This is a genomic window from Rhizobium sp. T1470 (assembly GCF_042140505.1).
Taxonomy (GTDB): domain Bacteria; phylum Pseudomonadota; class Alphaproteobacteria; order Rhizobiales; family Rhizobiaceae; genus Rhizobium; species Rhizobium favelukesii.
Map to the genome: position 1 here is coordinate 1,347,118 of NZ_CP148091.1, position 20,067 is coordinate 1,367,184.

General features: G+C 59.4%; 25 protein-coding genes and 1 pseudogene. 9 read left to right on the forward strand and 17 right to left on the reverse strand.

Features of this window, described 5'->3' with window-relative positions:
- Positions 1–17: 17 nt before the first annotated feature.
- The gene (locus tag WGT02_RS06705) at positions 18–233 is read right to left on the reverse strand and encodes a GrpB family protein (protein ID WP_024317907.1); all 216 of its coding nucleotides are present in this window, start codon (positions 231–233) and stop codon (positions 18–20) included.
- A 49-nt stretch (positions 234–282) separates the two neighbouring features.
- The gene (locus WGT02_RS06710) at positions 283–516 is read right to left on the reverse strand and encodes a GrpB family protein (protein ID WP_258579414.1); all 234 of its coding nucleotides are present in this window, start codon (positions 514–516) and stop codon (positions 283–285) included.
- 170 nt (positions 517–686) lie between these two features.
- Between WGT02_RS06710 and WGT02_RS06715 the strand changes: the two genes are divergently transcribed.
- Positions 687–989 (forward strand): alkylphosphonate utilization protein, encoded by a 303-nt coding sequence (locus tag WGT02_RS06715; RefSeq protein WP_024317909.1) that lies wholly within the window; start codon positions 687–689, stop codon positions 987–989.
- Positions 990–1,050: 61 nt separating this feature from the next.
- Here the strand turns inward: WGT02_RS06715 and WGT02_RS06720 are convergent, their stop codons facing one another.
- On the reverse strand, positions 1,051–2,610 hold the full coding sequence (locus tag WGT02_RS06720; protein ID WP_208248587.1) for a helicase HerA-like C-terminal domain-containing protein: 1,560 nt from the start codon (positions 2,608–2,610) through the stop codon (positions 1,051–1,053).
- A 231-nt stretch (positions 2,611–2,841) separates the two neighbouring features.
- Between WGT02_RS06720 and WGT02_RS06725 the strand changes: the two genes are divergently transcribed.
- Entirely contained in the window at positions 2,842–3,237 is a 396-nt protein-coding gene (locus WGT02_RS06725) for a hypothetical protein (RefSeq protein WP_024317911.1), read from the forward strand.
- Between the two features lie 56 nt (positions 3,238–3,293).
- On the opposite strand, the gene WGT02_RS06730 is transcribed toward WGT02_RS06725, so the two are convergent.
- The 6 genes from WGT02_RS06730 to WGT02_RS06755 all read right to left on the reverse strand — a co-directional run bounded on the left by WGT02_RS06730 (position 3,294) and on the right by WGT02_RS06755 (position 8,183).
- Entirely contained in the window at positions 3,294–3,725 is a 432-nt protein-coding gene (locus WGT02_RS06730) for a hypothetical protein (RefSeq protein WP_024317912.1), read from the reverse strand.
- A gap of 120 nt (positions 3,726–3,845) precedes the next feature.
- Positions 3,846–4,004, reverse strand: coding sequence for a hypothetical protein (locus WGT02_RS06735; RefSeq protein WP_167546200.1), 159 nt, complete (start codon positions 4,002–4,004; stop codon positions 3,846–3,848).
- 421 nt (positions 4,005–4,425) lie between these two features.
- Complete coding sequence (zwf, locus tag WGT02_RS06740; RefSeq protein WP_024317914.1) at positions 4,426–5,934, reverse strand: glucose-6-phosphate dehydrogenase; 1,509 nt, start codon at positions 5,932–5,934, stop codon at positions 4,426–4,428.
- A 146-nt stretch (positions 5,935–6,080) separates the two neighbouring features.
- On the reverse strand, positions 6,081–6,851 hold the full coding sequence (gene tam, locus WGT02_RS06745) for a trans-aconitate 2-methyltransferase (protein ID WP_208248584.1): 771 nt from the start codon (positions 6,849–6,851) through the stop codon (positions 6,081–6,083).
- Positions 6,811–7,554: a hemolysin family protein gene (locus WGT02_RS06750; protein ID WP_051166740.1), complete on the reverse strand. Its 744-nt coding sequence runs from the start codon at positions 7,552–7,554 to the stop codon at positions 6,811–6,813. The genes tam and WGT02_RS06750 overlap by 41 nt, the downstream gene beginning before the upstream one ends.
- Positions 7,551–8,183: a CYTH domain-containing protein gene (locus tag WGT02_RS06755; protein WP_024317916.1), complete on the reverse strand. Its 633-nt coding sequence runs from the start codon at positions 8,181–8,183 to the stop codon at positions 7,551–7,553. The genes WGT02_RS06750 and WGT02_RS06755 overlap by 4 nt, the downstream gene beginning before the upstream one ends.
- A gap of 114 nt (positions 8,184–8,297) precedes the next feature.
- Here WGT02_RS06755 and WGT02_RS06760 point away from each other — a divergent pair, with 114 nt between their 5' ends.
- Positions 8,298–8,729: an NUDIX hydrolase gene (locus WGT02_RS06760; RefSeq protein ID WP_029710366.1), complete on the forward strand. Its 432-nt coding sequence runs from the start codon at positions 8,298–8,300 to the stop codon at positions 8,727–8,729.
- A gap of 159 nt (positions 8,730–8,888) precedes the next feature.
- Positions 8,889–9,230, forward strand: coding sequence for a gamma-glutamylcyclotransferase family protein (locus WGT02_RS06765; protein ID WP_024317917.1), 342 nt, complete (start codon positions 8,889–8,891; stop codon positions 9,228–9,230).
- Between the two features lie 131 nt (positions 9,231–9,361).
- On the opposite strand, the gene WGT02_RS06770 is transcribed toward WGT02_RS06765, so the two are convergent.
- A complete protein-coding gene (locus tag WGT02_RS06770; protein ID WP_157997330.1) occupies positions 9,362–9,691 on the reverse strand; it encodes a hypothetical protein in 330 nt (109 codons plus the stop codon).
- A gap of 276 nt (positions 9,692–9,967) precedes the next feature.
- Between WGT02_RS06770 and WGT02_RS06775 the strand changes: the two genes are divergently transcribed.
- Positions 9,968–10,519, forward strand: a complete 552-nt coding sequence (locus WGT02_RS06775) for an alpha/beta fold hydrolase (protein ID WP_208248581.1) — start codon at positions 9,968–9,970, stop codon at positions 10,517–10,519.
- 45 nt (positions 10,520–10,564) lie between these two features.
- On the opposite strand, the gene istB is transcribed toward WGT02_RS06775, so the two are convergent.
- Together istB and istA are read right to left on the reverse strand one after the other, a co-directional pair.
- Positions 10,565–11,461 carry an IS21-like element helper ATPase IstB gene (istB, locus tag WGT02_RS06780; protein ID WP_208245168.1) on the reverse strand — a complete coding sequence of 299 codons (897 nt, stop codon included), beginning with the start codon at positions 11,459–11,461 and terminating at the stop codon, positions 10,565–10,567.
- Positions 11,458–12,930 (reverse strand): IS21 family transposase, encoded by a 1,473-nt coding sequence (gene istA, locus WGT02_RS06785; RefSeq protein WP_208245170.1) that lies wholly within the window; start codon positions 12,928–12,930, stop codon positions 11,458–11,460. The genes istB and istA overlap by 4 nt, the downstream gene beginning before the upstream one ends.
- Before the next feature lie 377 nt (positions 12,931–13,307).
- Here istA and WGT02_RS06790 point away from each other — a divergent pair, with 377 nt between their 5' ends.
- The gene (locus WGT02_RS06790) at positions 13,308–13,745 is read left to right on the forward strand and encodes a DUF6634 family protein (protein ID WP_024317919.1); all 438 of its coding nucleotides are present in this window, start codon (positions 13,308–13,310) and stop codon (positions 13,743–13,745) included.
- Positions 13,746–13,903: 158 nt separating this feature from the next.
- Here the strand turns inward: WGT02_RS06790 and WGT02_RS06795 are convergent, their stop codons facing one another.
- Positions 13,904–14,686, reverse strand: coding sequence for a DUF6030 family protein (locus WGT02_RS06795; protein WP_024317920.1), 783 nt, complete (start codon positions 14,684–14,686; stop codon positions 13,904–13,906).
- A gap of 407 nt (positions 14,687–15,093) precedes the next feature.
- Here WGT02_RS06795 and WGT02_RS06800 point away from each other — a divergent pair, with 407 nt between their 5' ends.
- From WGT02_RS06800 to WGT02_RS06810, 3 genes are all read left to right on the forward strand, one after another.
- Entirely contained in the window at positions 15,094–15,699 is a 606-nt protein-coding gene (locus WGT02_RS06800) for a hypothetical protein (protein WP_208248580.1), read from the forward strand.
- Between the two features lie 163 nt (positions 15,700–15,862).
- Complete coding sequence (locus WGT02_RS06805) at positions 15,863–16,411, forward strand: nucleotidyltransferase domain-containing protein (RefSeq protein ID WP_225039584.1); 549 nt, start codon at positions 15,863–15,865, stop codon at positions 16,409–16,411.
- Positions 16,392–16,718, forward strand: a complete 327-nt coding sequence (locus WGT02_RS06810) for a hypothetical protein (RefSeq protein ID WP_225039867.1) — start codon at positions 16,392–16,394, stop codon at positions 16,716–16,718. The genes WGT02_RS06805 and WGT02_RS06810 overlap by 20 nt, the downstream gene beginning before the upstream one ends.
- On the opposite strand, the pseudogene WGT02_RS06815 reads toward WGT02_RS06810, so the two are convergent.
- The 4 genes and pseudogenes from WGT02_RS06815 to WGT02_RS06830 all read right to left on the reverse strand — a co-directional run.
- Positions 16,651–17,075: pseudogene (locus tag WGT02_RS06815) on the reverse strand (CNNM domain-containing protein); the annotation flags it as partial. The gene WGT02_RS06810 and the pseudogene WGT02_RS06815 sit on opposite strands and share 68 nt — an antisense overlap.
- A 588-nt stretch (positions 17,076–17,663) precedes the next feature.
- On the reverse strand, positions 17,664–18,128 hold the full coding sequence (locus WGT02_RS06820; protein ID WP_208248576.1) for a cupin domain-containing protein: 465 nt from the start codon (positions 18,126–18,128) through the stop codon (positions 17,664–17,666).
- Between the two features lie 122 nt (positions 18,129–18,250).
- Complete coding sequence (locus WGT02_RS06825; protein ID WP_176703581.1) at positions 18,251–18,409, reverse strand: hypothetical protein; 159 nt, start codon at positions 18,407–18,409, stop codon at positions 18,251–18,253.
- Between the two features lie 516 nt (positions 18,410–18,925).
- A complete protein-coding gene (locus tag WGT02_RS06830) occupies positions 18,926–19,966 on the reverse strand; it encodes a zinc-dependent alcohol dehydrogenase family protein (RefSeq protein ID WP_024313837.1) in 1,041 nt (346 codons plus the stop codon).
- Positions 19,967–20,067: the final 101 nt, after the last annotated feature.

The window sequence follows — 20,067 nt, forward strand, 5'->3', positions numbered from 1 at the left end:
CCATTCGTTGGCGCCCTCTATAATATGGAAGACGGGGTTTTGATATCGTAATAGGCGTCTTCATCTGTGGGGAAGCGCTCGGCCAGACGCTGCTTGATGACCCCACAGGCGTTTCCAGCTATCCGATCGGTCCGCAAGAAATCGCGGCAAAGGAGCGGATAAAGCCGGTTGAATCGCGCTTTTTCGCAAACGTGCGCATTTGTTGCCCGTCGGTTGGTGCTACGGAAGAGCATCTTTCTCAGCTCCTCTTCAGCCAACTCAATTCCGGGGGGCAATGATCAATCACCGCCAAATTGCGTCTAAAGCCCCTCGTTCAAAAGCGGCGCTGTCAACGTTTTCCAGATCGTCCACGGTGAGTTGAATATCGATGATATCCTTTGCGGCAAGACCTGGGGCCGCTGTGGAGCCAATGTGGTGTATATATGCGCCTGCCGGCGCGGTCCGCATGGCAACTATCCTCAGATCTGCGAAATCTTCGAGCCACCTCGGTCGAGATTGCCCAATTTCTATTCGCACCGAAGCTCCTCACCTGGACTACGATCGATGGCAGGGTTGCCTTGCGGCCAACCGATCACATCCGGACAAAGACGCTGATCAGTTGAGTCAGCATGGCCTAACTTGCACAGGGCGGTTTGGCTGTTATAAGCGCCCCGATTGGCAAATTCTTGCTTTCAGGAGAAAAGCCCATGGCAGGCGGTGACGACGACTACGTTTATGACGAAGTGACGGGTGAATGGCGTCCGGCTGCGGAATTGGCTGCCGCCGGGCAGGGGGCGAGCGAGGTCCGGGATGCTTCCGGAAATGTCCTCACGGATGGCGATTCCGTCACCTTGATCAAGGATCTGAAGGTCAAGGGGGCCAATCAGACCCTGAAGCAAGGTACGGTTATCAGGTCGATCCGGTTGACGGATAACCCGGAAGAGATCGACTGCCGCCACGACACCATCAAAGGCCTTGTCTTGCGCACGGAGTTCGTGCGCAAGCGGTGAGCGCCGTGATTGGCGGAGAACTATGGGACGCGGCGCAGGACGAGCGCAGCGCCCTTTCCGCTCAGCGCTTCAAACTGCCCAGGATGCCGCGCACCAGTGCCCGGCCGACCTGTGTCGCGACCGTGCGAGCTACGCTCTTCATCGCGGCCTCGACGACCGTCTCGCGCTGGTAGCCGGACGAGCGGGCGCGGCCCTCGGTCTTGCTCTGCTGCTCGTTGTCGTCATCGCCGAAGCCCGGCAGCGTCCAGCGACCCGAGGCACTGCCCTCGGTCGGCTGCGTCGGTTGCGCCTGCTTGGCTGCGTCGGAGTCAGACGCTTTCTTGGCGCGCGCAGCCAGGATCTCGAAGGCGGATTCTCGATCGAGATCCTCGTCGTAGACGCCGAGCACCGGGCTCTTGTCCATGACCCGCTGGCGCTCCGGATCGGTCAACGGGCCGACGCGGCCGGACGGTGGACGGATCAGCGTCCGCTCGACGATCGAGGGCGATCCTTTTGCCTCGAGTGTGGACAGCAGCGCCTCGCCCGTGTCGAGCGTGGTGATGACGGTGGCACAGTCGAAGGCTGGGTTGGGCCGGAAGGTGTCCGCAGCCGTCTTCACCGCCTTCTGCTCGCGTGGGGAATAGGCGCGCAGCGCGTGCTGCACCCGGTTGCCGAGCTGCGCGAGTACGGTCTCCGGCACGTCGAGCGGATTCTGCGTCACGAAATAGACGCCGACGCCCTTCGAACGGATGAGGCGGACAACCTGTTCGACACGCTCGATCAGCACCTTCGGCGCGTCGTTGAAGAGCAGATGTGCCTCGTCGAAGAAGAAAACGAGGTTCGGCTTCTCGGGATCTCCGACCTCAGGCAGTTCCTCGAAGAGTTCGGAGAGCAGCCACAGCAAGAAGGTTGCATAGAGGCGCGGGTTCATCATCAGCTTGTCGGCGGCAAGCACCGAGATCTGACCATAGCCGCGGTTGTTGGTCCGCATGATGTCGGTGATCTTGAGTGCGGGTTCGCCGAAGAAATGCTCCGCACCCTGTTGTTCCAGCACGAGCAAGCCTCGCTGGATCGAGGCGACCGACGCCTTCGAGATCAGGCCGAATTGGCTGGATAGTACGGTTGCGTTCTCCGCCATGTAGTTAAGCAGCGAGGAAAAATCCTTGAGGTCGAGCAGCGGCATGCCGCCCTGGTCGGCGATCTTGAAGGCGATGTTGATGACGCCTTCCTGTGGCTCGGAAGCATCCATCAGCCGCGCAAGCAGCAGCGGTCCCATCTCGGCGATCGTGGTACGGACGCGGTGGCCCTTTTCACCGAAGAGGTCCCAGAAGATCACCGGGAACTGGTCGAATTCGTAGTCGTCGAAGCCGATCTGCTCGGCCCGTTTGGTCAGGAAGTCCTTCGGTTCGCCCTTGGCGGCGATGCCGGAGAGGTCGCCCTTGATGTCGGCGCAGAAGACGGGCACGCCGGCCTTCGAAAAGCCCTCGGCAAGCACCTGCAGCGTTACCGTCTTGCCGGTGCCGGTGGCGCCCGTCACCAGGCCATGGCGGTTTCCGAATTTCAGGTCGAGATATTCCGGCTTGTTGATGCTGTCGTCCGGATTGCGGCTGACGCCGACGAAAATCTTGCCTTCCTCGAGCATTTCGAAAATTCTCCCTACGGCTGTCGGCGCCGATTGCGTCAAAGTGCGGAGCGTCGTTTTCCGCACGGTCATTGTAATATCGCTTCCCTGTTATAAGCAGGGAGTCCAGTGCGGACAACGGTCTGCATTAAAAGGAAAAGTAGGATAAAGCCTGCTTTTGCGGCAGGCGGCTTGAGTTGCCCCGAAAGTTCAATTAACGTTGACGTCAACGTCAAAAATAGGAGGCTGACAATGAATGAAATCGTAGACCAGATCGCCGCGCGCGTGGGCATCCCCGCAGAGGTGGCCGAAAAGGCGCTCGGCATGATGCTCGGCTTCCTGCAGCGCGAAGCGGCAGACGGTCCGGTCGCCAAGATGATCGAGGCCATTCCGGGCGCCTCCGATCTCGTTGCCAAGTATAACGGCGAAGGCGAGGGCGGTGGCGGCGGGATCCTTGGCAGCATCATGGGCGCGCTCGGCGGCGGCGGCATCATGGCGCTCGGCCAGCAACTGATGTCGGAAGGCCTCGGCATGGGCGAGATCACGACACTTGCCAAGGAAACCATCGCGATTGCCGAGCAGCATGCCGGCAAGGAAGTCGTAGACGAGGTTGTCGGCTCGGTTCCGGGTCTCAGCCAGTTCGTCTAAGCGGCAAGCCAAGACTTTCGGCGGGCGGGCTTGTCCCCGCCCGTTTGCATTTGTAGCTATGGCGTTACGCCGAGCAAGGTCAGCCAGGTTTGCGACTGGTCTCTGGCAGCTTTGCGCCCGGCATCGTCAAGCGCGCGAGGGCCGCAGTAACGGTTGATGTTAGCCCGGTCGGCGTCGTTGATCTGAGGATTGCGCGATGCGGCGATGACCTGGCGCCAGGCGCAGCCAAGGATGGGCTCGACAACGATGCCCTTGTTGCAGCCGGTGCTCAGGCAGAAAGAGACTTTTCGCTGACTTTCAACGCGGCCAGCGATCGCATCGGCGTAAAGGCCGGTCCAAGCCGCACGAATTTCAGCGCAGCGCTCGGCGGCATCGCTTTCGTGGCAACTGATCTTCGGCACATAGCTGTCCGCAGGCGGCCAGTCGGCAACCTCGGCGAGGCTGACGCATCCACAGGCAAGAAGAGCTGCGGCAATCAACTGCAACATCGGGCTCCTTTGCTTGGCGCAAGCGGCAAGAGAATCACGCGAGACAAGCTCAAGGATTTCTTTACTTGTTAAAGGAGCACTTCTGAAGCGTCATTATGTCAGGATCGGCAAGGCAAGCGGTCAATGCTTGCTCTTCGTTTCCCTTGCCAGCTGAAGGATGACGTCGTCAGCCGCGTCGGCCAGCGCCATCGCGATTTCGGCCGCCTTCCATCCCCGCTTCTCACCATTGCGGATGAGCTCGAAGAGGAGGGGCTCGAACTCCGACCTGCAGGTTTCCATACGTTGATCGGAAATCGAACGATTCTTAGACAAATGAGTATCTACCATGTCAATACCCCAAAACCCTCGAGATAGATTTAGCAAGGCGGTGGAAGAGCGCAAGTAAATATATTAATCGAGCTTTAACAATTTCGACTAATATATACTTTATTCGCCAAATGATAGAAAAACGCAAGAAGGGCCCGTCGGGGTTGGACGAGCCCCGCCTTCTTTGTCGCATTGGAACAGCAACGCGGTCAGCAGGAAAATCTTCGCTGTCAAAGGCGAAAGGGTCAACACATCAATATTTTGTATAGCGTACCATAAATGTGTTGCGATGGACTACGATCACATATTCATGATACAATATTTTCGCTCGCCATACGGGAGGCGTAGCGAAATGCTCTTCTGCTTTACTTTAGTTAAACGTGTATTTCCGAAATTACTTTCGAATGTGGTTGTGGATGATCACACCCAGCTCGTGCCATTCTCGGCCATCGCGCCGGATGAGTTCCTCGGCGCAAGACGGACCCATGCTCCCCGGTGCATAGGCCTCCGGAGTTTCGCTGATTTTCGCCCAGATATCGAGGAATGGCTGCACGGCCGCCCAGCCGGCTTCGATGCCGTCGGCGCGCTGGAAGAGCGTCTGGTCGCCGATGAAGAGATCGTAGAGGAGGGACTCGTATCCGGTCATCTTGCCGATGTCGAATTTGTCGGCATAGCGGAAGTCGAGCGAGACGGGGACGGTGTCCACGGAAAGGCCGGGTGACTTGATGGAGATCTCGACGCTCAGCCCCTCATCCGGCTGGACCTGGATGACCATCCTGTTCGGCGGCAGTTGCCGCTTCACGTCGGTCTCACGAAACTGCGCGAACGGCACCTGCCGAAAAGTCACCACGATCTCCGTATCGCGCGCCTTCATCGCCTTGCCGGTTCTCAAATAAAACGGCACGCCTGCCCAACGCCATGTATCGACAAAGAGCTTCAGCGCGACGAAGGTTTCGGTGTTGCTGTCGGGCGATACATCCTTGGCCTGGCGGAACGCCGTGATGTCGTTGCCATCGAGCTTGCCGGCCGTATAGGCGCCGCGCACGGCATGGGTGACTGCCTCCTCCGGTGTGCAGATGCGAAGCGCGCTCAGCGCCTTGCTCTTCTCGGTACGGATCGCCTCTGCGCCAAAACCGTTCGGGGCCTCCATCGCGATCATCGCCAGCAGCTGGAACAGGTGATTGGGGACCATGTCGCGCAGCGCGCCGGTGGCGTCGTAGAATTTGCCGCGCGTACCGACGTCGACCGTTTCGGCGGCCGTGATCTGTACGTGGTCGATATAGTTGTTGTTCCAGAGCGCCTCGATCATCATGTTGGCGAAGCGGGCGGTCAGAATGTTCTGCACCGTTTCCTTCCCCAGGAAGTGGTCGAGGCGATAGACCTGGCTCTCGGCGACGTTGCTGAGAATGCGGGCGTTCAACGCGCGGGCCGAGGCGAGGTCGGTGCCGAAAGGCTTTTCGATGGCAATCCGGCGGAAGCATCCGTCAGCCTCGCGGGTCAGGCCCTGTTCGGCCAGCTTTTCGACAAGCGTTCCGAAAAACTGCGGCGGCACGGCGAGATAGAAGGCCGCGTTGCAGCGCGTCAGGTGCTTCTTGATCTCGAGGAATATGCCGTCCTGGGTGAAATCGCCTGAAATGTAGGAGATTCGCTGACGCAGCCGTCGCCATGCATCGTCCGTCTCCGGCAGGATCGGTTCGCTCAGTCCGGAAAGGAAACCGTCCAGTCGTGCCACCAGCGAAGCGTCGTCGCCCGGCTCTATGCCGACGCCGAGAATGTTGAGATCGTCGCCGACCAATCCGCTTCGCGTCAGATTGATGATCGCCGGTATCAGCAGGCGTTGCGTCAGGTCGCCCGTAGCACCGAAAATGACAAGTGTGGCTGGCGGAATGGGGGCGGCGGCCATGAATGTCTCCTCGCTATGTGCGACGACTATAGTGCGCGCGGGTGCGGCGGCAAGCAGGATGCCGCCTGACCATTGCAAGACAATGTCAGCCGATCCTGCCGCCCATCTGATGCGCTAGCCAGGAGGCTTCCACTTCGACGGCGCTCTCAAGCCTTGACGGCAACCATGAAGATCCGCGGGAACCGCAGCAATACGCGGCCGTCCGACATCTTCGGGTAGGCCCTTTCCACGCGGCCGAGGTAGTCGGCCAGAAACGCGTCGCGATGCTCGTCGCCGGCGTGGTCGAGATAAGGCCTGAGACCTGTTCCTTTGACCCATTCGACGATCGCCGCAGCATCCGCCATCGGGTGGTTGTAGGCGGTATGCCAGATGTCGACGCGGGCAGCCTTGCCGATGAGCCGGCTGTAGTAGGTGGAGGGCGGCGGCAGCGGCTGACGGCGAACGCTCTGCGCTTCGAAGGCGGCTTTCCAGGGCCCGACATGCGCCGTCTCCTCCATCAACAGATGGGTTGGCTCGGTCAGGTTGTCCGGCATCTGCACCGCCAGGACGCCGCCCGGCGCAAGTCCGTTTATCAAGCGGTCGAAAATGTCCAGGTGGTTCGGCAGCCACTGGAAGACGGCATTGGCAAAGAGCAGGTCAGCCGGTTCGCTTGGCTGCCAGGTGGCAAGATCGGCCTCGACGAAGGGCGTGCCGGGCATACGGTTGCGGGCGGCCTCCAGCATGTTCAAGTCGCTGTCCAGACCGGAGACACCAGCCGCCCCGAAACGCTCGACGATCAGCTCAGTCGAGTTGCCCGGCCCGCAGCCGAGGTCCACCGCACGACGGACGTGCTCAAGCGGCACCTGCGCCAACAGATCGCGTGCCGGACGCGTGCGTTCATCTTCGAATTTGCCATACTGGCTGGCAGACCACGCCATGGAGCTTTCCTTGATTATGCAGCTTCCTCGATACGCTGGACGCGCACCTTGTCGATGTTGCGGCCGTCCAATTTGACGACCTCGAAGGCGGCTCGCCCGCTGTAAAGCCTTCTCCTTCGTGCGGAAGATGGCCGAGATGCCAGAGAATGAAGCCGGCGAGCGTCGAATATCTGTCCGTCTCATCGATGAGATCTGCGTCGAGCAGCCTGGGGGCATGACGAATGTCGATCCAGCCGTCGACAGTCAACGAGCCGTCCTCGCCGCGTTCGATCGTGAGCTTTTCCTCGTCCTCATCAGGGAATTCGCCGGCAATCGCCTCCAGGAGGTCGGTCGGCGTCACCATGCCTTCAAGATCGCCGTATTCGTCGAGCACGATGGCGACGGCTTGGCTGGATTGGCGCAGTTGCTCCATCAGCTTCAGTGCGCTGATGCTCTCGTGCACCACCAGCGGCTGGCGAATGGAGCGCTCAGGGTTGATCGCGCCGTCGACGATGATGTCGCGCAACAGGTCGCGAGCGCTGGCGATGCCGATGAAATTGTCCAGACTGCCACGGGCAACCGGGAAACGCGAATGGCCGAGGTCGAGGATACGGTGCCGGAGTTCGGCCCGCGGTGCGTCGAGGTCGAGCCAGTCGATGTCCATGCGCGGCGTCATCACCGACTTGGCCGACCGCTCCGCAAGCGTTAGCACGCCCTGGATCATGTCTTTCTCTTCGGAGGAGAAGACCCCTCCGCCTTGAAGACGGACCTCTGCTGATCAACGAGCGCGAATCCTTTTTCTGACTTGGAGCGGACGCCGAACCGGGACGGGACGATCCCGTCGACCTTACGCGCGAGGATGAACAGGTCTTTTCGGTCGCCATCTTTCAGTTCGAGTTCGACTTCACGGATGGCCGATTGTCGGTCGCCGGACATGGCCTCGCCCTGATCGACCACGACCTCGATGAGCGACCCGTTCTCCTTCACGTTCCAGACGCGTCTTTCCACATCGACGTCGAATACCGGCTCTACGGCGAGGTCGCTCCCGAACTCGCTCAACAGCGGGCTCGAATGGTCGAGAACGGGTTCCTCCCCGTCGATGGGAGTTTCCCATTCAGACCGCCCAAAGAGGGACTTGCTGGGTCCGGTGGCCGTCACCGTCTGCATGCAGGCGGCGCCGCTTCGCCGGATGCGGAGTGAGAAGCCTTCCTGGAAGGGCCTCCGCTCGACGGTATCGAAGTAGGTCGACGGCTGCTCCAGAACTTTCTCGGGTTCGCCGAGAAGGTCGGAACCAAGAAGAGACTCCAAGGCCTCGGTTGACAGTTCAAGCTTGATTTCGATTTCGGACGACAAGGTGGACTCCGACTGTTAAGGGGACGGTCGTCACAACGTTGAGGCTGCTGTCGCAGACCGATGTTACACCGATTTATCAACGCGTCCTATGTTTCGAGCAGCATGATGAAGGCGATGCTTGAGGAAGAACACCGAACTGCTGCAGGTGCCAGTCCCTTCGCGCGCGACGTCCGACAGGCAGGTGCGGTCTGTTATCGGCGAAACAAGAACGGCGACCTCAGGATCCTGCTGGTCGGAAGCCGCCGATACGGACGATGGGGCGTTCCCAAAGGACACCTCGATCCTGGCGAAACAACCGCGGCAGCAGCGCTGCGCGAAGCCTTCGAGGAAGCCGGCGTCGAAGGCTTGGTCACTCCGGATGTCTTCGGTTCGTTCTCGTATCGGAAGGACAGTGCACCCCATCAGTATCAGGTCTCGGTCCATCTGTTCGAGGTCTCCCGCTTGGCGACGGAGTTCCCTGAAAAGGCAATGCGGAAGCAGAAGTGGTTCCCGCTCAAGATTGCCATTCGAGACGTCGCTCAGCCGGGGCTGCGGACGCTCCTTTAACGCCTGCGATAGACACCAAGCCAGTCAGGGCGAGGTGAGGGAGGCTGAGACGCGCACTCGCTCTGTGACCACACGTCATCTTGCTACAAACGTGCCAAACTTGTAGCAACGCCCGGCCGGGTCGCCGGCTCTGGATCTTTAGGAGCGCACCAAAGCATCATGGACGCCGAACATCGTCTCGCGACGTATGGAAGCCTCGCGCCCGGCGAGGTCAATCACGGACAGCTCGACGGCCTTCGCGGCACCTGGCGAAAGGGCACCGTCCGTGGCCGACTTCTTGAGGCCGGATGGGGAGCGGGGATTGGCTTTCCCGGTCTCGTGCTTGATGACGAAGCCTTCGAAGTCCCTGTTTCAGTATTCGAATCCCCGGACCTTCCGGAACACTGGAAGCGTCTCGACGAGTTCGAGGGTGAAAGCTATCAGCGTGTCGTCGCCATGGTCACGGTTGGAGGAGGCGTGCAGGTTGAAGCATTCGTCTACGCATTGGCGAAGATGACCTAACTGAGCGGTTCATTCGGTCGAACGGACATCGTCCTCTTCGGCATTGTCACGTCGGATGCGCCTGAAGGGCTGCCGGGCTCGCGAACAAACGAGATCAGGCCACGTTCGTCGTGGTTGGCATCAACTAGCCATCAAGACGCTGGCATGGGCGTCAGGCGCGGAGCAATAGCATCGGCGAAACGCTGCCGTGTCGCACTGTGTAACGCAAGGGCATCGTGCCGGAAACGACGCGACTCTTCGAGCACAAAATCGAGACCCCGGAAGCCAATCACCACAGCTTGGGCTAGCAAGATCAAGCCTGCAATTCCAAGTCCGAACTGCGTCGTCACCGCGTGCATCCCGTGGGTCCACACGTCATAGGCGGCGACCGATGCACACGACAGCGGAAACGCGACAAAAACACCTTGAACGACGGCGTTCATGAGCTTGTTGATGAGCGATCTGTCTTTCATGCGGTACACTCACATTGCTATTTCAGTTCCTCCGACAACCTTATCCGCCGCAACATGAACTAGCTCTGAAAGGGGCGTTCATAATGGGGACGCCGAGGCGCCTTTCGACCCACTCCCCGACACTTCTTCAAAGACTTTCGGATTCTGTCCGGTCTTCGAGTTGGCATCGTTTGGCCATTTGCCCCGCAGATTGAAGCGCTTCCGGCATTAGAAGAACCATCGCGTTCAACCTTCCAGGGGCGTGGTGCATCCGGCAACGCGATTGACCCCAGACGCACCTACAGCATGCCCGGATACGCCGACGCTTTGCTCGAGGCACTGGAGAGCATGAGGGTGGAAAGGTTTATCGCCGTCGGGCATTCGCTCGGTGGCCATGTCGTACTTGAGATGATCGCGAGGAACGCGGCTGTCGATGGTGCGCTGATCTTTGGAACCCCGCCGATAGTCAACAGTCCGGAAGGGCTGCAAGCCGGCTTCAAGCCCAGCCCGAAGATTGCCTACACCGGAAATGCAGAGCTAACCGAAGAGCAGGTCGGTATGGTGGTCGAACTCGCGCTAGGCGCGGACGCCCTGGACGAAGAGCCGTTCCATTCTGCCGTTCGAAGGACAGACGGCCGGGCCCGCCAGTATATGATCGAGTCCGCGGTTGCCGGGAGGATAGCGATCAGAGGTGCATCGCCGAGACCACGTCTATTCCCCTCGCGATCATCAACGGCGAAAATGATCCGGCGATCAATCTGGACTACATCGACAACATCGATTTCGCGAATATATGGGAAGGCGAACCAATTCGCATCCGTGGCGCTGGACACAGTGTCCACCGAGAGAAGACTATAGCGCGACGATCAGGATGAGACGCGAGCGACAATCTGGATGAGATTCTTATGTCGCGGTTGGAGCGAAGTTATCATGTTGATTGTCGCTGGCAAGAGTTTCATCGTGTTCTGATTGCCGCTCCGCGACAAGCTGGGAAGAGCTTTTGATTGTCGCGAATGAGGCGGGTCTGCCGCGCTGGCGTTTGGCTTCCATGGCCGAACGCCGCCGGTAGCTTTCGACATTCATCTCGAAGATTGTTGCGTGATGGACAAGTCGGTCCACCGCGGCAAGCGTCATGGCCGGGTCTGGAAAGACGCGGTTCCATTCTCCGAAGGGCTGATTGGCGGTGATCATGATGGAACGCCGCTCATATCTTGCGGAGATGAGTTCGAAGAGCACGCTCGTTTCGGCCTGGTCCTTGGTGACGTAGGCCAGGTCGTCGAGGATGAGAAGATCGAACTTGTCGAGCTTTGCGATGGCGGCTTCGAGCTGAAGCTCCCTCCGCGCGACCTGAAGCTTCTGGACGAGATCGGTCGTGCGGGTGAAGAGCACGCGCCAGCCGTTCTCGATTAGCGCGAGGCCGACGGCTGCGGCGAGATGGCTCTTTCCGCCGCCGGGCGGACCGAACATCAGGATATTGGCGCCTTTGGCGAGCCAGCTATCGCCGGCTGCAATCGCCATGACCTGGGCCTTGGAGACCATGGGAACAGCGTCGAAGGCGAAGCTGTCGAGCGTCTTTCCGGGTGGCAGGTGGGCCTCGGCGAGGTGTCTTTCGATCCTGCGATGGGCGCGTTCGGCCAATTCATGCTCGGCGATGGCCGAGAGGAAACGGGCAGCAGGCCATCCTTCCCGATCGGCCTGCTCGGCAAATTGGTGCCAGAACGTCTTGATCGTCGGCAGCCTCAGTTCGTTGAGCATGATGCCGAGGCGGGCTTCATCGACTGTGTGGATGTTGCTCTTCATGCGACCTCTCCCGCATAGGCCGTGCCGATCAGGGCTTCATAACCATTGAGCGACGCGAGTTGCACATGAACGATCGGCAACTGATCCGGGTCCGGGCTGAAGACCGCTCTCAAAGCCGCCAGATCAGGCAGTTTGTGGGCGTCGAGCGTTTTGGCAAGCTCCTCGGCCAGTTCACGCTCGCAACTGCGATCGTGAGCCAAGGCAAGCAGTTCCACGGTGATCTTGCAAGCCTGCCGCTCGGGCAGTTGCTCGATGAGCGCGTCGAAAGTCCTGCGATATTCCGGCCTGGGGAAGAGCTTGTCGCGATAGACGAGCCCCAAAAGCGCCATCGGCTTTTTGCGCAGGGAATGAATGACGTGATGATAGTTGACGACTTGATCGTGCTTGCCACTCGCATGGGCGCGGCCTCGGGGTAATGTCAGCAGATGCGTGCCGCCGATGAAGACGTCGAGGCGATCGTCGAACAGACGCACCCGCAGCCGGTGGCCAATCAGACGGGAAGGCACGGTGTAGAAGACCTTGCGCAAGGCGAAGCCGCCGGTGCTCGATACGGTGACGATGACCTCTTCGAAGTCGGTGGTGCGACGATCGGGAAGAGCTTGCAGATGCGTGCGCTCGGCATCGATGCGCTTGCCATGTGCGGCATTGCGGCGGCTGACGATCTCATCGATGAAGGCGCGATAGGATCCGAGGTCGCCAAAGTCCCTGGTTCCGCGCATCAGCAGAGCATCGCGGATCGCATTCTTGAGATGGCCGTGGGAACTTTCGATCGAGCCGTTCTCGTGCGCGACGCCCTTGTTGTTGCGCGTCGGCGTCATGCGATAATGGGCGCACAGTTCGTCGTAGCGATGCGTCAGATCGACCTTGGCGTCGGCATCGAGGTTGCGGAAGGCGGCCGATAAGCTGTCGCTGCGATGATAGAGCGGCGAACCGCCAACCGACCACAGGGCGTTCTGCAGCCCCTCGGCCAGAGCGACGAAGCTCTCTCCACCCAGGATGACATGGGCATGCTCGAAGCCCGACCAGACCAGCCGGAAGTGATAAAGCAGATGATCGAGCGATTGGCCGGCGATCGTCACGCCGAGGCTGCCCATGTCGGTAAAATCCGACAGTCCTAACCGACCGGGTTCGTGCATCTGACGGAAGATCACTTCCTGCTCCTGACCGTGAACAGCCCGCCATGATCGGATACGACGCTCAATCGTACGGCGAACACCTTCTGACAGCTCTGGATGACGCCGCAGCATCTCGTTGTAAACGGCGACCGCTCGGATGCCGGGCGCGGCCTTGAGGAGCGGAACAACCTCGGCGTCGAAGATGTGCTCAAGGGGATCGGGGCGACGCCGGTCGCGCGGCGGCTTGGTCTGCGATGGAAGACGCGCATCCTTCTCGATGCGGTAAGCCGTCGCCCGGCTGATCGACGCCTTGGCGGCAGCGACCTCAATGGGGTTGTTTTGTCGGTACTTCATAAAAAGCCTCGTCTGATGATCGGTTACATGGCGACCCGGCACAAAGGTGATTCTCCATTCTCAGAAAATCACCGACGCTACCGGGCCAACCGCGATCATGAGACGCCGAAAAATTGCGCCGCGGCGGGGGTGTAACTCCAGTCGGGCTACGCCCTCCCTTCGTCACACCCCCGCCGCCGAGTCTCATCCTGATTGACGCTGAGTCTCACCTTGTTTGTCGCCGCGCAGAAGACGGAGAAGTTCAAGAGATCCTCCTCCGCTTCGAGGATTTCGTGAGGTCGCGATCCAGCCTTGTTCTCGAAGGAGACGATTTCGCGGCAAAGGATAGCTGAACTGAACCAAGCGGCAGGATCAGTCTTAGGAAGGATTTGTTACCAATGAACGAGGTCCCGACAGAAGCCGAGCTGGAAGCCGCGCCCATCCTTGAGGGGTGGGTGCTTGAGAGCCCGTCCGATAGCAGGCCGTGGCTCTACGGCTGGTTTTTCGGCCACCCGGAAATCGACGATGGTGATCACGGGCACACGGCTCCCGTCTTAGATATGGATAGAGGGAGCCCCGCCCGTTGGGCGAGGACGGAGAGCCGCCTGTATCGGCTTGGTTTATCCTATCCCCCGGCCGAGCGAGAAATCCGCTATTGGGCGCAAAAGCTTCGTAGACGCCGTCATCTCCCATTGGGAGAAGCACCCGGAGGTGGGAACGACATCGATGCCATGATCGCGTTCATCCGCGAGGAGAAGCCCTTCCGAGAGCAGAAGCTTACGCGCATGGAGCATGCCTACGGGGAGGAACAAGAGCAAATGGCCGCTGGGCGATGAGATGCCGGAAATCGATGGTGCCAAAACGTTCTGCGCGAGGGAGACGGATTACCGCGTCAGGGTCAGTTTGACGGAGGCTGTCGTGAGCACTTCGTATCGCGACCTACGTATGCGGCAACATACCGGCTGGCAAAACGGGGTTATTTTGGCAGTTCCGCTTATCGGCCCGACAGCATTGGAAGCACGGGACGTATCCTCCTGTAATCCGGATTGACCATCCATCTCTCCTGGGAGAAATACGCTCTCGTACGAGTCTGCTCGTTGGAGGTCTGGGAAAGGACCAGGGTGAAATCGTAACTGTTCTCGTGGCTCAGTTCTCGTGTGAACTCGAAAGATGCACCGAAGCGCTCGGATCGGACATCCAATAGTTTCTGGATCGGGACCAGCGTGTCCTGAAAGTCTCCCCACGTTGCTTGGCTGACCAGAACATTGAAGATGCGCATAAGGGACGGATCGAGGCTTCCTTGATCTTCCGTCGTCGGCCCTACAATTCTACCACTGACCTCAAGGACCTCTCCCCACGCGTTCCCGCGAACGCGCAGGAAGGTCGAGCGTAGAGGACGAACCTCGTCTCGTTCGTAAATGCGCTGAAAGTAGCATTCGTAACTCACACTGCGCATGGAAGCGGCGCGCCACTCTGTCGCCTCAATGCCGGCGTCTCGAAACGCTGCACAGATTTGGGGTCCGGAAATCCGCCAGGTGCGGGTGAACTGGCTGGCCAGTTCATAAATTGGAGCCTCGAAAAGGCGCGCTTCATTCAACGTAGAGGATCGTGAACCGACGGGCTCTGCAATCGCATCCCCAGTCGGCTGAGAGGACAGGGCCTCATTGTGAACAACCGGATGTGCGCTGCCTGTCACGAGATGGTGCCAATAGGGCGCGCTCGACAGTGCAACGACACCTATGATTGCAAGGCAGCAGAGCCCCATGAGGAGCGCCATGCGGCTTTTGATCCAGAGCGGCGGGGTTGCTCGACTTCCTGAAGTCTGGTTTCCCAAATCCAATACCGTCGTAAGCGCGAATGCGAGATCGCTAACATAGCAGTGGTTGAAGGCCTTTGGAAGTCATCGGTCAGCGAGCTGCACTGACACAACGCGATTAGCGTAACTTGTCAGTAGGAATCTCCCGATATTGATCGGCGCTTTCAGGGAGTGAGTGATGGTTTCTGCAATTGACCGACTTGCCGACCTACTGCGGGAAAAAGAACTGACTCCTTATGATGTCCATCTGAAAAAGATCCTTCAAAAGCCCGACGTTCTGCGACTTCTGTGGAACGAACACCGACTAGCCGGAGGTAGGAATCCGCACCGGATGCATTGGCGCTTCTGAGCCCATCGGCGCGAACGACATGACCTTTGTCGGGGAGGAATATCGGGAAACACAGGCAACGTATAGAGCTGATATCGTTGTCACCGCCGGGCGCAACAGGCTGCTCCACGTCGAGCAACAAACGAAGCATAGAGGTGCGATGGTAGCCGAGATGCTGCGGCGTGGCATGGATGTACCCTTAACGTTCAAAGAACTTGTGGGGCAGCCTGGATTGGTCGAAAGCTGGACGCCGCGCCCTGAGGTTCTTGTTCCTCATGCCGAGGCTCCGGACGTCTACTGGATCGCCGACGACCCGGCTGTCGCAATGTTGAAGGCAGGTTGGATCGCGCCGGGCAATCCATTCGCAGAACGTGATCCCTCAGCCCTTCTCGAACGGATCATGACCGAGACTGTCGATCAGGATCCGCTGCTGTGTCCGGGATTCGCAGTGCGTCTGATCGATATAGACAAGGTTGACGCAAGGCGGCTGTCGATTTTTCGGGAAAGGGTGGAGGTGATGGAGGAGCGGGTCCGTCCCCGTACTCCTAGTGACGCTGTCGGTGATCTCAGCGGCGACGGCCGCCGGATCTGCTCGATTGACACTTGTACAGACACCAGATATTTAGTCTTAAAGCCAAATATCTAGCACATAAACTAGGTATCTGGTCTTAAAGCTAAACAACTGGTTTTTGTCGAGGAGCCGAATGGCCCGATCATCACGAGAAAGCGCGATACGGTATCCCATTACCGCCATTCTTGGCGTCGACTCGAACACACGCGTGTTAAGGGTCCTTTCGCTACATGGAGGAATGCTGGCGTCCAACGAGATTGTTCGCAAAAGCCGGCTGGTTCCGGAAAGTGTACGAAAAGCGTTAATCGATCTCGTTTCGCTAGGGATCGTATCTTCGTCTGGGGCGGGGCGGTCGCGCGCGTACTGCTTGAATGCTGACCATTATTTCTCGTCAGCGCTATCGAATCTGTTCAAAGCCGAAAGCGACCGCTTTACTGCGATCTTGGAAGCAGTCCGGCAAAGCGCCGCCGGAGAGCCGTTCTTCAGTCTGTTCTACTACGGAAGTGTTGCCCGCGGAGAAGATAGACGGGATAGCGATCTGGACATTGGTATAGTCGCCCAAGCAGACGAACTTGCCTCCATAGTTGAACGAATCCGTGAGGAACTGAGGGATGCGTCGGAGAGATTTGGTTTTCTCCCTAATGTGGTCGGGCTGGACTTTGCCGATATCGAAAGACTAGATAAAGACTCGGATCCATGGTGGAAGAGCGTCATATCGGAAGCAATCGTCCTTTCTGGAAAGCGTCCCGAAGATGCGATCGGCTTCAATGGAGAGGGACGTGGTTAGAACCGGATCTACGAAGAACAAAGATGATGCTTTTGCCAACGGTAGGCTTCTGATAGCCCGCGGCTACCTCAAGAACGCGCGTAACAGCAATGCTGTCGCAGACCTTGGCGACATCGGCAATCCGTCGATGTCAACCGTCATCAACTGCGCGATCGCTTATTCCGACGCTTTGACAGCGAAGTTCCGCGGCGAAATCAACCAAGACGACCATCAAGCTATCACCAAGCTTCTGAAAGCAGCGCTGGGGAAAGCTGCAGTGCCAGAGATTTGGGAGCAAGCTCTCCTAGGACGATTTGCAGTGACGTGATTATGACGAAAGCGATCACGACGGCGATCGTATGGGATGCCGTTTCCGACCAACCCCCGACAATGTTTTCAAGAACTGGCTCGATGAGGTGGGCAAAGGCGGGCTCCCCGACCCATCCAGTGCGAGCGACGAGATTGTGATCCCGAGTTGTGTCGCGGCGAGATGTGCGTCAAGATTGTCGACCGCGACCTGCAGCGCTTTCGAATTAGTGCGACGTCTTTGAACCAGCTCGGCAACACGGCTGCGGCGGACCGAAACGAGCGCGAACTCCGCGGCAACGAAAAAGCCATTTGCAGCGACGAGCACGAGCACTGGGGCGATGCCGAGGTAGTCGCGGGCGAGATTTGAAAGTGACATTCGGCAAGTCTCATTTGCAAGCGTTTAGGGCGCGACGATTTCCCGTCGAATGCCGTCAGCTCGGCCCTCGGCTACATTGTAGCCAATCTAACTATCTGATTTTCCTGCTCAGCTACAGGTTCGTGCGGGGAAGCGATGCCGAGGACGATCTCGAGCACGATCAGGGTAGCAAGGCCGACCCAAGCGGAAGGGTCGGATATCCAGTCGAAGAACATCAGTGGTTCAATGCGGCCATATCAGTTGGACCGCTCCTTTTGGCATGAAAATGGGGGTGAGCGCAGCACGCCGGGCCTCGTTCACTGCAATCATGATGAAGAGAGCCGCTTTGCCTTCGGCTGGATGCCTCGCGTGGAAGCGATCGCGGTCGCTTCTTCTACAGTGGTCGCCGCCATCGTCTGCCGGAATATCACGGCTCGAACGGGCGGAACCGGTACTGGAGGGGTCGCTGTCAGGCATGTCGCAATTTTGGAGAGGAACCGGAAGAAGCGCAACGGGCCCGCGAGCAAAATCGCCTATGGTCTTAGTGTGACAGTATCTTGTAGGAACAGGGGAACCGCCCGAAGTTGCGGTCCGGGCGGCTCTTGAAGCTCAGGCCGCCAGGATGGTGATGCCGTGGGCGTTGGCCGCGGCCTTCATGCGTTCCATCGTTTCCGCGGAGGGTGTCGCCTTCGGCGGCTCCTGCGAGCCGGCAGCCTCAAGGAATTCCGCCATATCGCGGTCGACGATGGCCGAGAAGACAGCCGTCTGCGGGCCGGGATTGGAATAGGCGTGCGCCTGGTTCGCCGCGATGCGGACGATGTTGCCTGCCATGGCTTCGAACTCTTCCAGGCCGTTCTCCGTCGCACGGCGGATGGTCAGTCGGCCTTCGATGATCCGGAAGACCTCGGGGCTCGCGTGACGGTGCAGTGGCGTCCGGCTGCCCGGCGGCACTGTAATGTCGAAGATGTTGAGCCAGGCTCCCTGCAGACGAGCGCGTCGCTCGATCCGATCGCCCAGCACGAAGAAAACCTTCGCGCTCGCCTGGGGCGCTTTCACAAATGAGTTGGACATCATGTCTCGCTTTTCTTTTTTTGGCGGCGAGCCCGTTAGACCTTTCCGAAGCCCTTGGCAACCCGCAGCCGCCGATCGTCGCGTCGCGATTTGTCCGGCGCATATGGGTTTTCGCGTTTGCCGCTTCAAGCGGCGGCGCTCTCTTGCGTGTCGCTCTGCGCGGCGAGAATGCGCCTGGCGATGACGCGCTCGATCAGAGCCGGCGGAAAATAGGTCGGCGCGGCCAAGGTCGCCCGCGCTTCCCAGAAGCGGAAATTGCTGTTCTTCTTGTCGGAGTTCGACATGAACAGCGCTGCGCGGTTGCGGATGTCGCAAGCGGGGATGAGGACGGCAGATAGCCCCTTGTCGAGCGTCGCGGTTCCGAGGCGCTGGTTCGCTTTGTCTCAAGCGCATCGGCGTTGTCGCTCGGATCGTTGAGGCCGAAGGGATTGAAGACATCGGAAAGCCAGGGCTTCCGGAAAATATCGGCGCCTTCGTTCTCGTAAAGGCTGAGCAGATCGGTCGGCGTGCAGGCGGCTTCGCCGGTGTTTGATGGATGAGGGCAGGGCAGGCCGGCCACAACGATGTTCCAGCGATCAGGTCAAAGACCTTGTGTAGCGCAAAACCGTCAAGTCGTTTTGCCAGTTCCACCAGGATGACGGCTGGTATGATGCCGCCGCCGTCGATAGAAAGAATAAAACGCGTGGCCATTTGCCCCTCCATGCCGGTCCGTCCGGTAGTGGGCCGCATACATTGCAATCAAGAGGGTATCGCAACCTGAGCTGCTCGTTTTGATTGAGGTCGGCTGTGCGAGCCCGAAGTCAGAACTGCGTGATGACGCTGATGCCGATCCCTTCCGCCCGATCGAGCGTCATCAGCCCGGGGATCGCCTCTTCGAGCGTGATCCGGCGGCCGATCAGCTTCTGCGGCGCGATCTTGCCTGACGTCAGCATCGACAGCATCGCATCGTAGCGCCAGGCCTGCATGCCATGGCTGCCGTAGATCTCCAGCTCGTGGCCGATCACCTGCGCCATCGGGATCTGCGGTGCCGCATATTCGCCGAGCATCAGGCCGACCTGCACATGCCGTCCGCGGCGGCGCAGATTCTTGATCGAGTTGAAGCAGGTCACGGGGTGGCCGAGCGCGTCAATCGAGACGTGCGCGCCGCCCTTGGTGATTTCACGCACCGCTTCCGCCACATCGGCTACGCTGCTTGCGTTGATCGTCGCCACCGCACCGCATTCGCGGGCGAAGGCAAGCTTCTCGTCGGAAAGATCGATGCCGACCGCGTTCGCTCCGAGCGCCGTCGCGATCATGATTGCCGAAAGGCCGACGCCGCCGCAGCCGTGCACGGCGATCCACTCTCCGGGGCCGGTGCGCGCGTGATCGACGACGGCGCGAAACGATGTCGCAAAGCGGCAGCCGAGGCTTGCCGCCGTCGCGTCGTCGATACTATCAGGCAGATGGACGAGGTTGGTATCGGCATAGTCGATCGCCACGTATTCCGCGAACGAGCCCCAATGCGTGAAGCCCGGCTGGAACTGGTTCGGACAGACCTGCTGGTTGCCGGAATGGCATTCGCTGCAATGGCCGCAGCCGGAAACGAAAGGCACGGTCACCCGGTCGCCGATCTTGAAGCGCATGACGCCCTTGCCTGTTGCGACCACCTTGCCGGCCAGTTCGTGGCCCGGCACATGCGGCAGCTTGATATCCGGATCGTGGCCCATCCAGCCGTGCCAGTCGCTGCGGCAAAGCCCGGTCGCGCCGACGGCAATGACCACACCATCCTCGCTGGGCGTCGGATCGGGCAGGGTGCGGATTTCGGGAGCCTTCTCGAAGGCGTCGTAGAACATGGCTTTCATCGATTTCACTCCGCATCGCTTCCGGTGCATAATGGCACGACGCTGATATTGCTTCCAATCGCGCAATCCATGATTTTCAGTGATATACCCATCGATGGCGC

Bases quoted from the DNA above. Each gene is read 5' to 3' on its own strand.
- WGT02_RS06705 (WP_024317907.1), bottom strand. From the start codon at position 233: ATGCTCTTCCGTAGCACCAACCGACGGGCAACAAATGCGCACGTTTGC.
- WGT02_RS06715 (WP_024317909.1), top strand. From the start codon at position 687: ATGGCAGGCGGTGACGACGACTACGTTTATGACGAAGTGACGGGTGAA.
- WGT02_RS06720 (WP_208248587.1), bottom strand. From the start codon at position 2,610: ATGCTCGAGGAAGGCAAGATTTTCGTCGGCGTCAGCCGCAATCCGGAC.
- WGT02_RS06725 (WP_024317911.1), top strand. From the start codon at position 2,842: ATGAATGAAATCGTAGACCAGATCGCCGCGCGCGTGGGCATCCCCGCA.
- WGT02_RS06730 (WP_024317912.1), bottom strand. From the start codon at position 3,725: ATGTTGCAGTTGATTGCCGCAGCTCTTCTTGCCTGTGGATGCGTCAGC.
- WGT02_RS06735 (WP_167546200.1), bottom strand. From the start codon at position 4,004: ATGGAAACCTGCAGGTCGGAGTTCGAGCCCCTCCTCTTCGAGCTCATC.
- zwf (WP_024317914.1), bottom strand. From the start codon at position 5,934: ATGGCCGCCGCCCCCATTCCGCCAGCCACACTTGTCATTTTCGGTGCT.
- tam (WP_208248584.1), bottom strand. From the start codon at position 6,851: ATGGCGTGGTCTGCCAGCCAGTATGGCAAATTCGAAGATGAACGCACG.
- WGT02_RS06750 (WP_051166740.1), bottom strand. From the start codon at position 7,554: ATGATCCAGGGCGTGCTAACGCTTGCGGAGCGGTCGGCCAAGTCGGTG.
- WGT02_RS06760 (WP_029710366.1), top strand. From the start codon at position 8,298: ATGCTTGAGGAAGAACACCGAACTGCTGCAGGTGCCAGTCCCTTCGCG.
- WGT02_RS06765 (WP_024317917.1), top strand. From the start codon at position 8,889: ATGGACGCCGAACATCGTCTCGCGACGTATGGAAGCCTCGCGCCCGGC.
- WGT02_RS06775 (WP_208248581.1), top strand. From the start codon at position 9,968: ATGCCCGGATACGCCGACGCTTTGCTCGAGGCACTGGAGAGCATGAGG.
- istB (WP_208245168.1), bottom strand. From the start codon at position 11,461: ATGAAGAGCAACATCCACACAGTCGATGAAGCCCGCCTCGGCATCATG.
- istA (WP_208245170.1), bottom strand. From the start codon at position 12,930: ATGAAGTACCGACAAAACAACCCCATTGAGGTCGCTGCCGCCAAGGCG.
- WGT02_RS06790 (WP_024317919.1), top strand. From the start codon at position 13,308: ATGAACGAGGTCCCGACAGAAGCCGAGCTGGAAGCCGCGCCCATCCTT.
- WGT02_RS06795 (WP_024317920.1), bottom strand. From the start codon at position 14,686: ATGGCGCTCCTCATGGGGCTCTGCTGCCTTGCAATCATAGGTGTCGTT.
- WGT02_RS06800 (WP_208248580.1), top strand. From the start codon at position 15,094: ATGACCTTTGTCGGGGAGGAATATCGGGAAACACAGGCAACGTATAGA.
- WGT02_RS06805 (WP_225039584.1), top strand. From the start codon at position 15,863: ATGCTGGCGTCCAACGAGATTGTTCGCAAAAGCCGGCTGGTTCCGGAA.
- WGT02_RS06810 (WP_225039867.1), top strand. From the start codon at position 16,392: ATGGAGAGGGACGTGGTTAGAACCGGATCTACGAAGAACAAAGATGAT.
- WGT02_RS06820 (WP_208248576.1), bottom strand. From the start codon at position 18,128: ATGATGTCCAACTCATTTGTGAAAGCGCCCCAGGCGAGCGCGAAGGTT.
- WGT02_RS06825 (WP_176703581.1), bottom strand. From the start codon at position 18,409: ATGTCGAACTCCGACAAGAAGAACAGCAATTTCCGCTTCTGGGAAGCG.
- WGT02_RS06830 (WP_024313837.1), bottom strand. From the start codon at position 19,966: ATGAAAGCCATGTTCTACGACGCCTTCGAGAAGGCTCCCGAAATCCGC.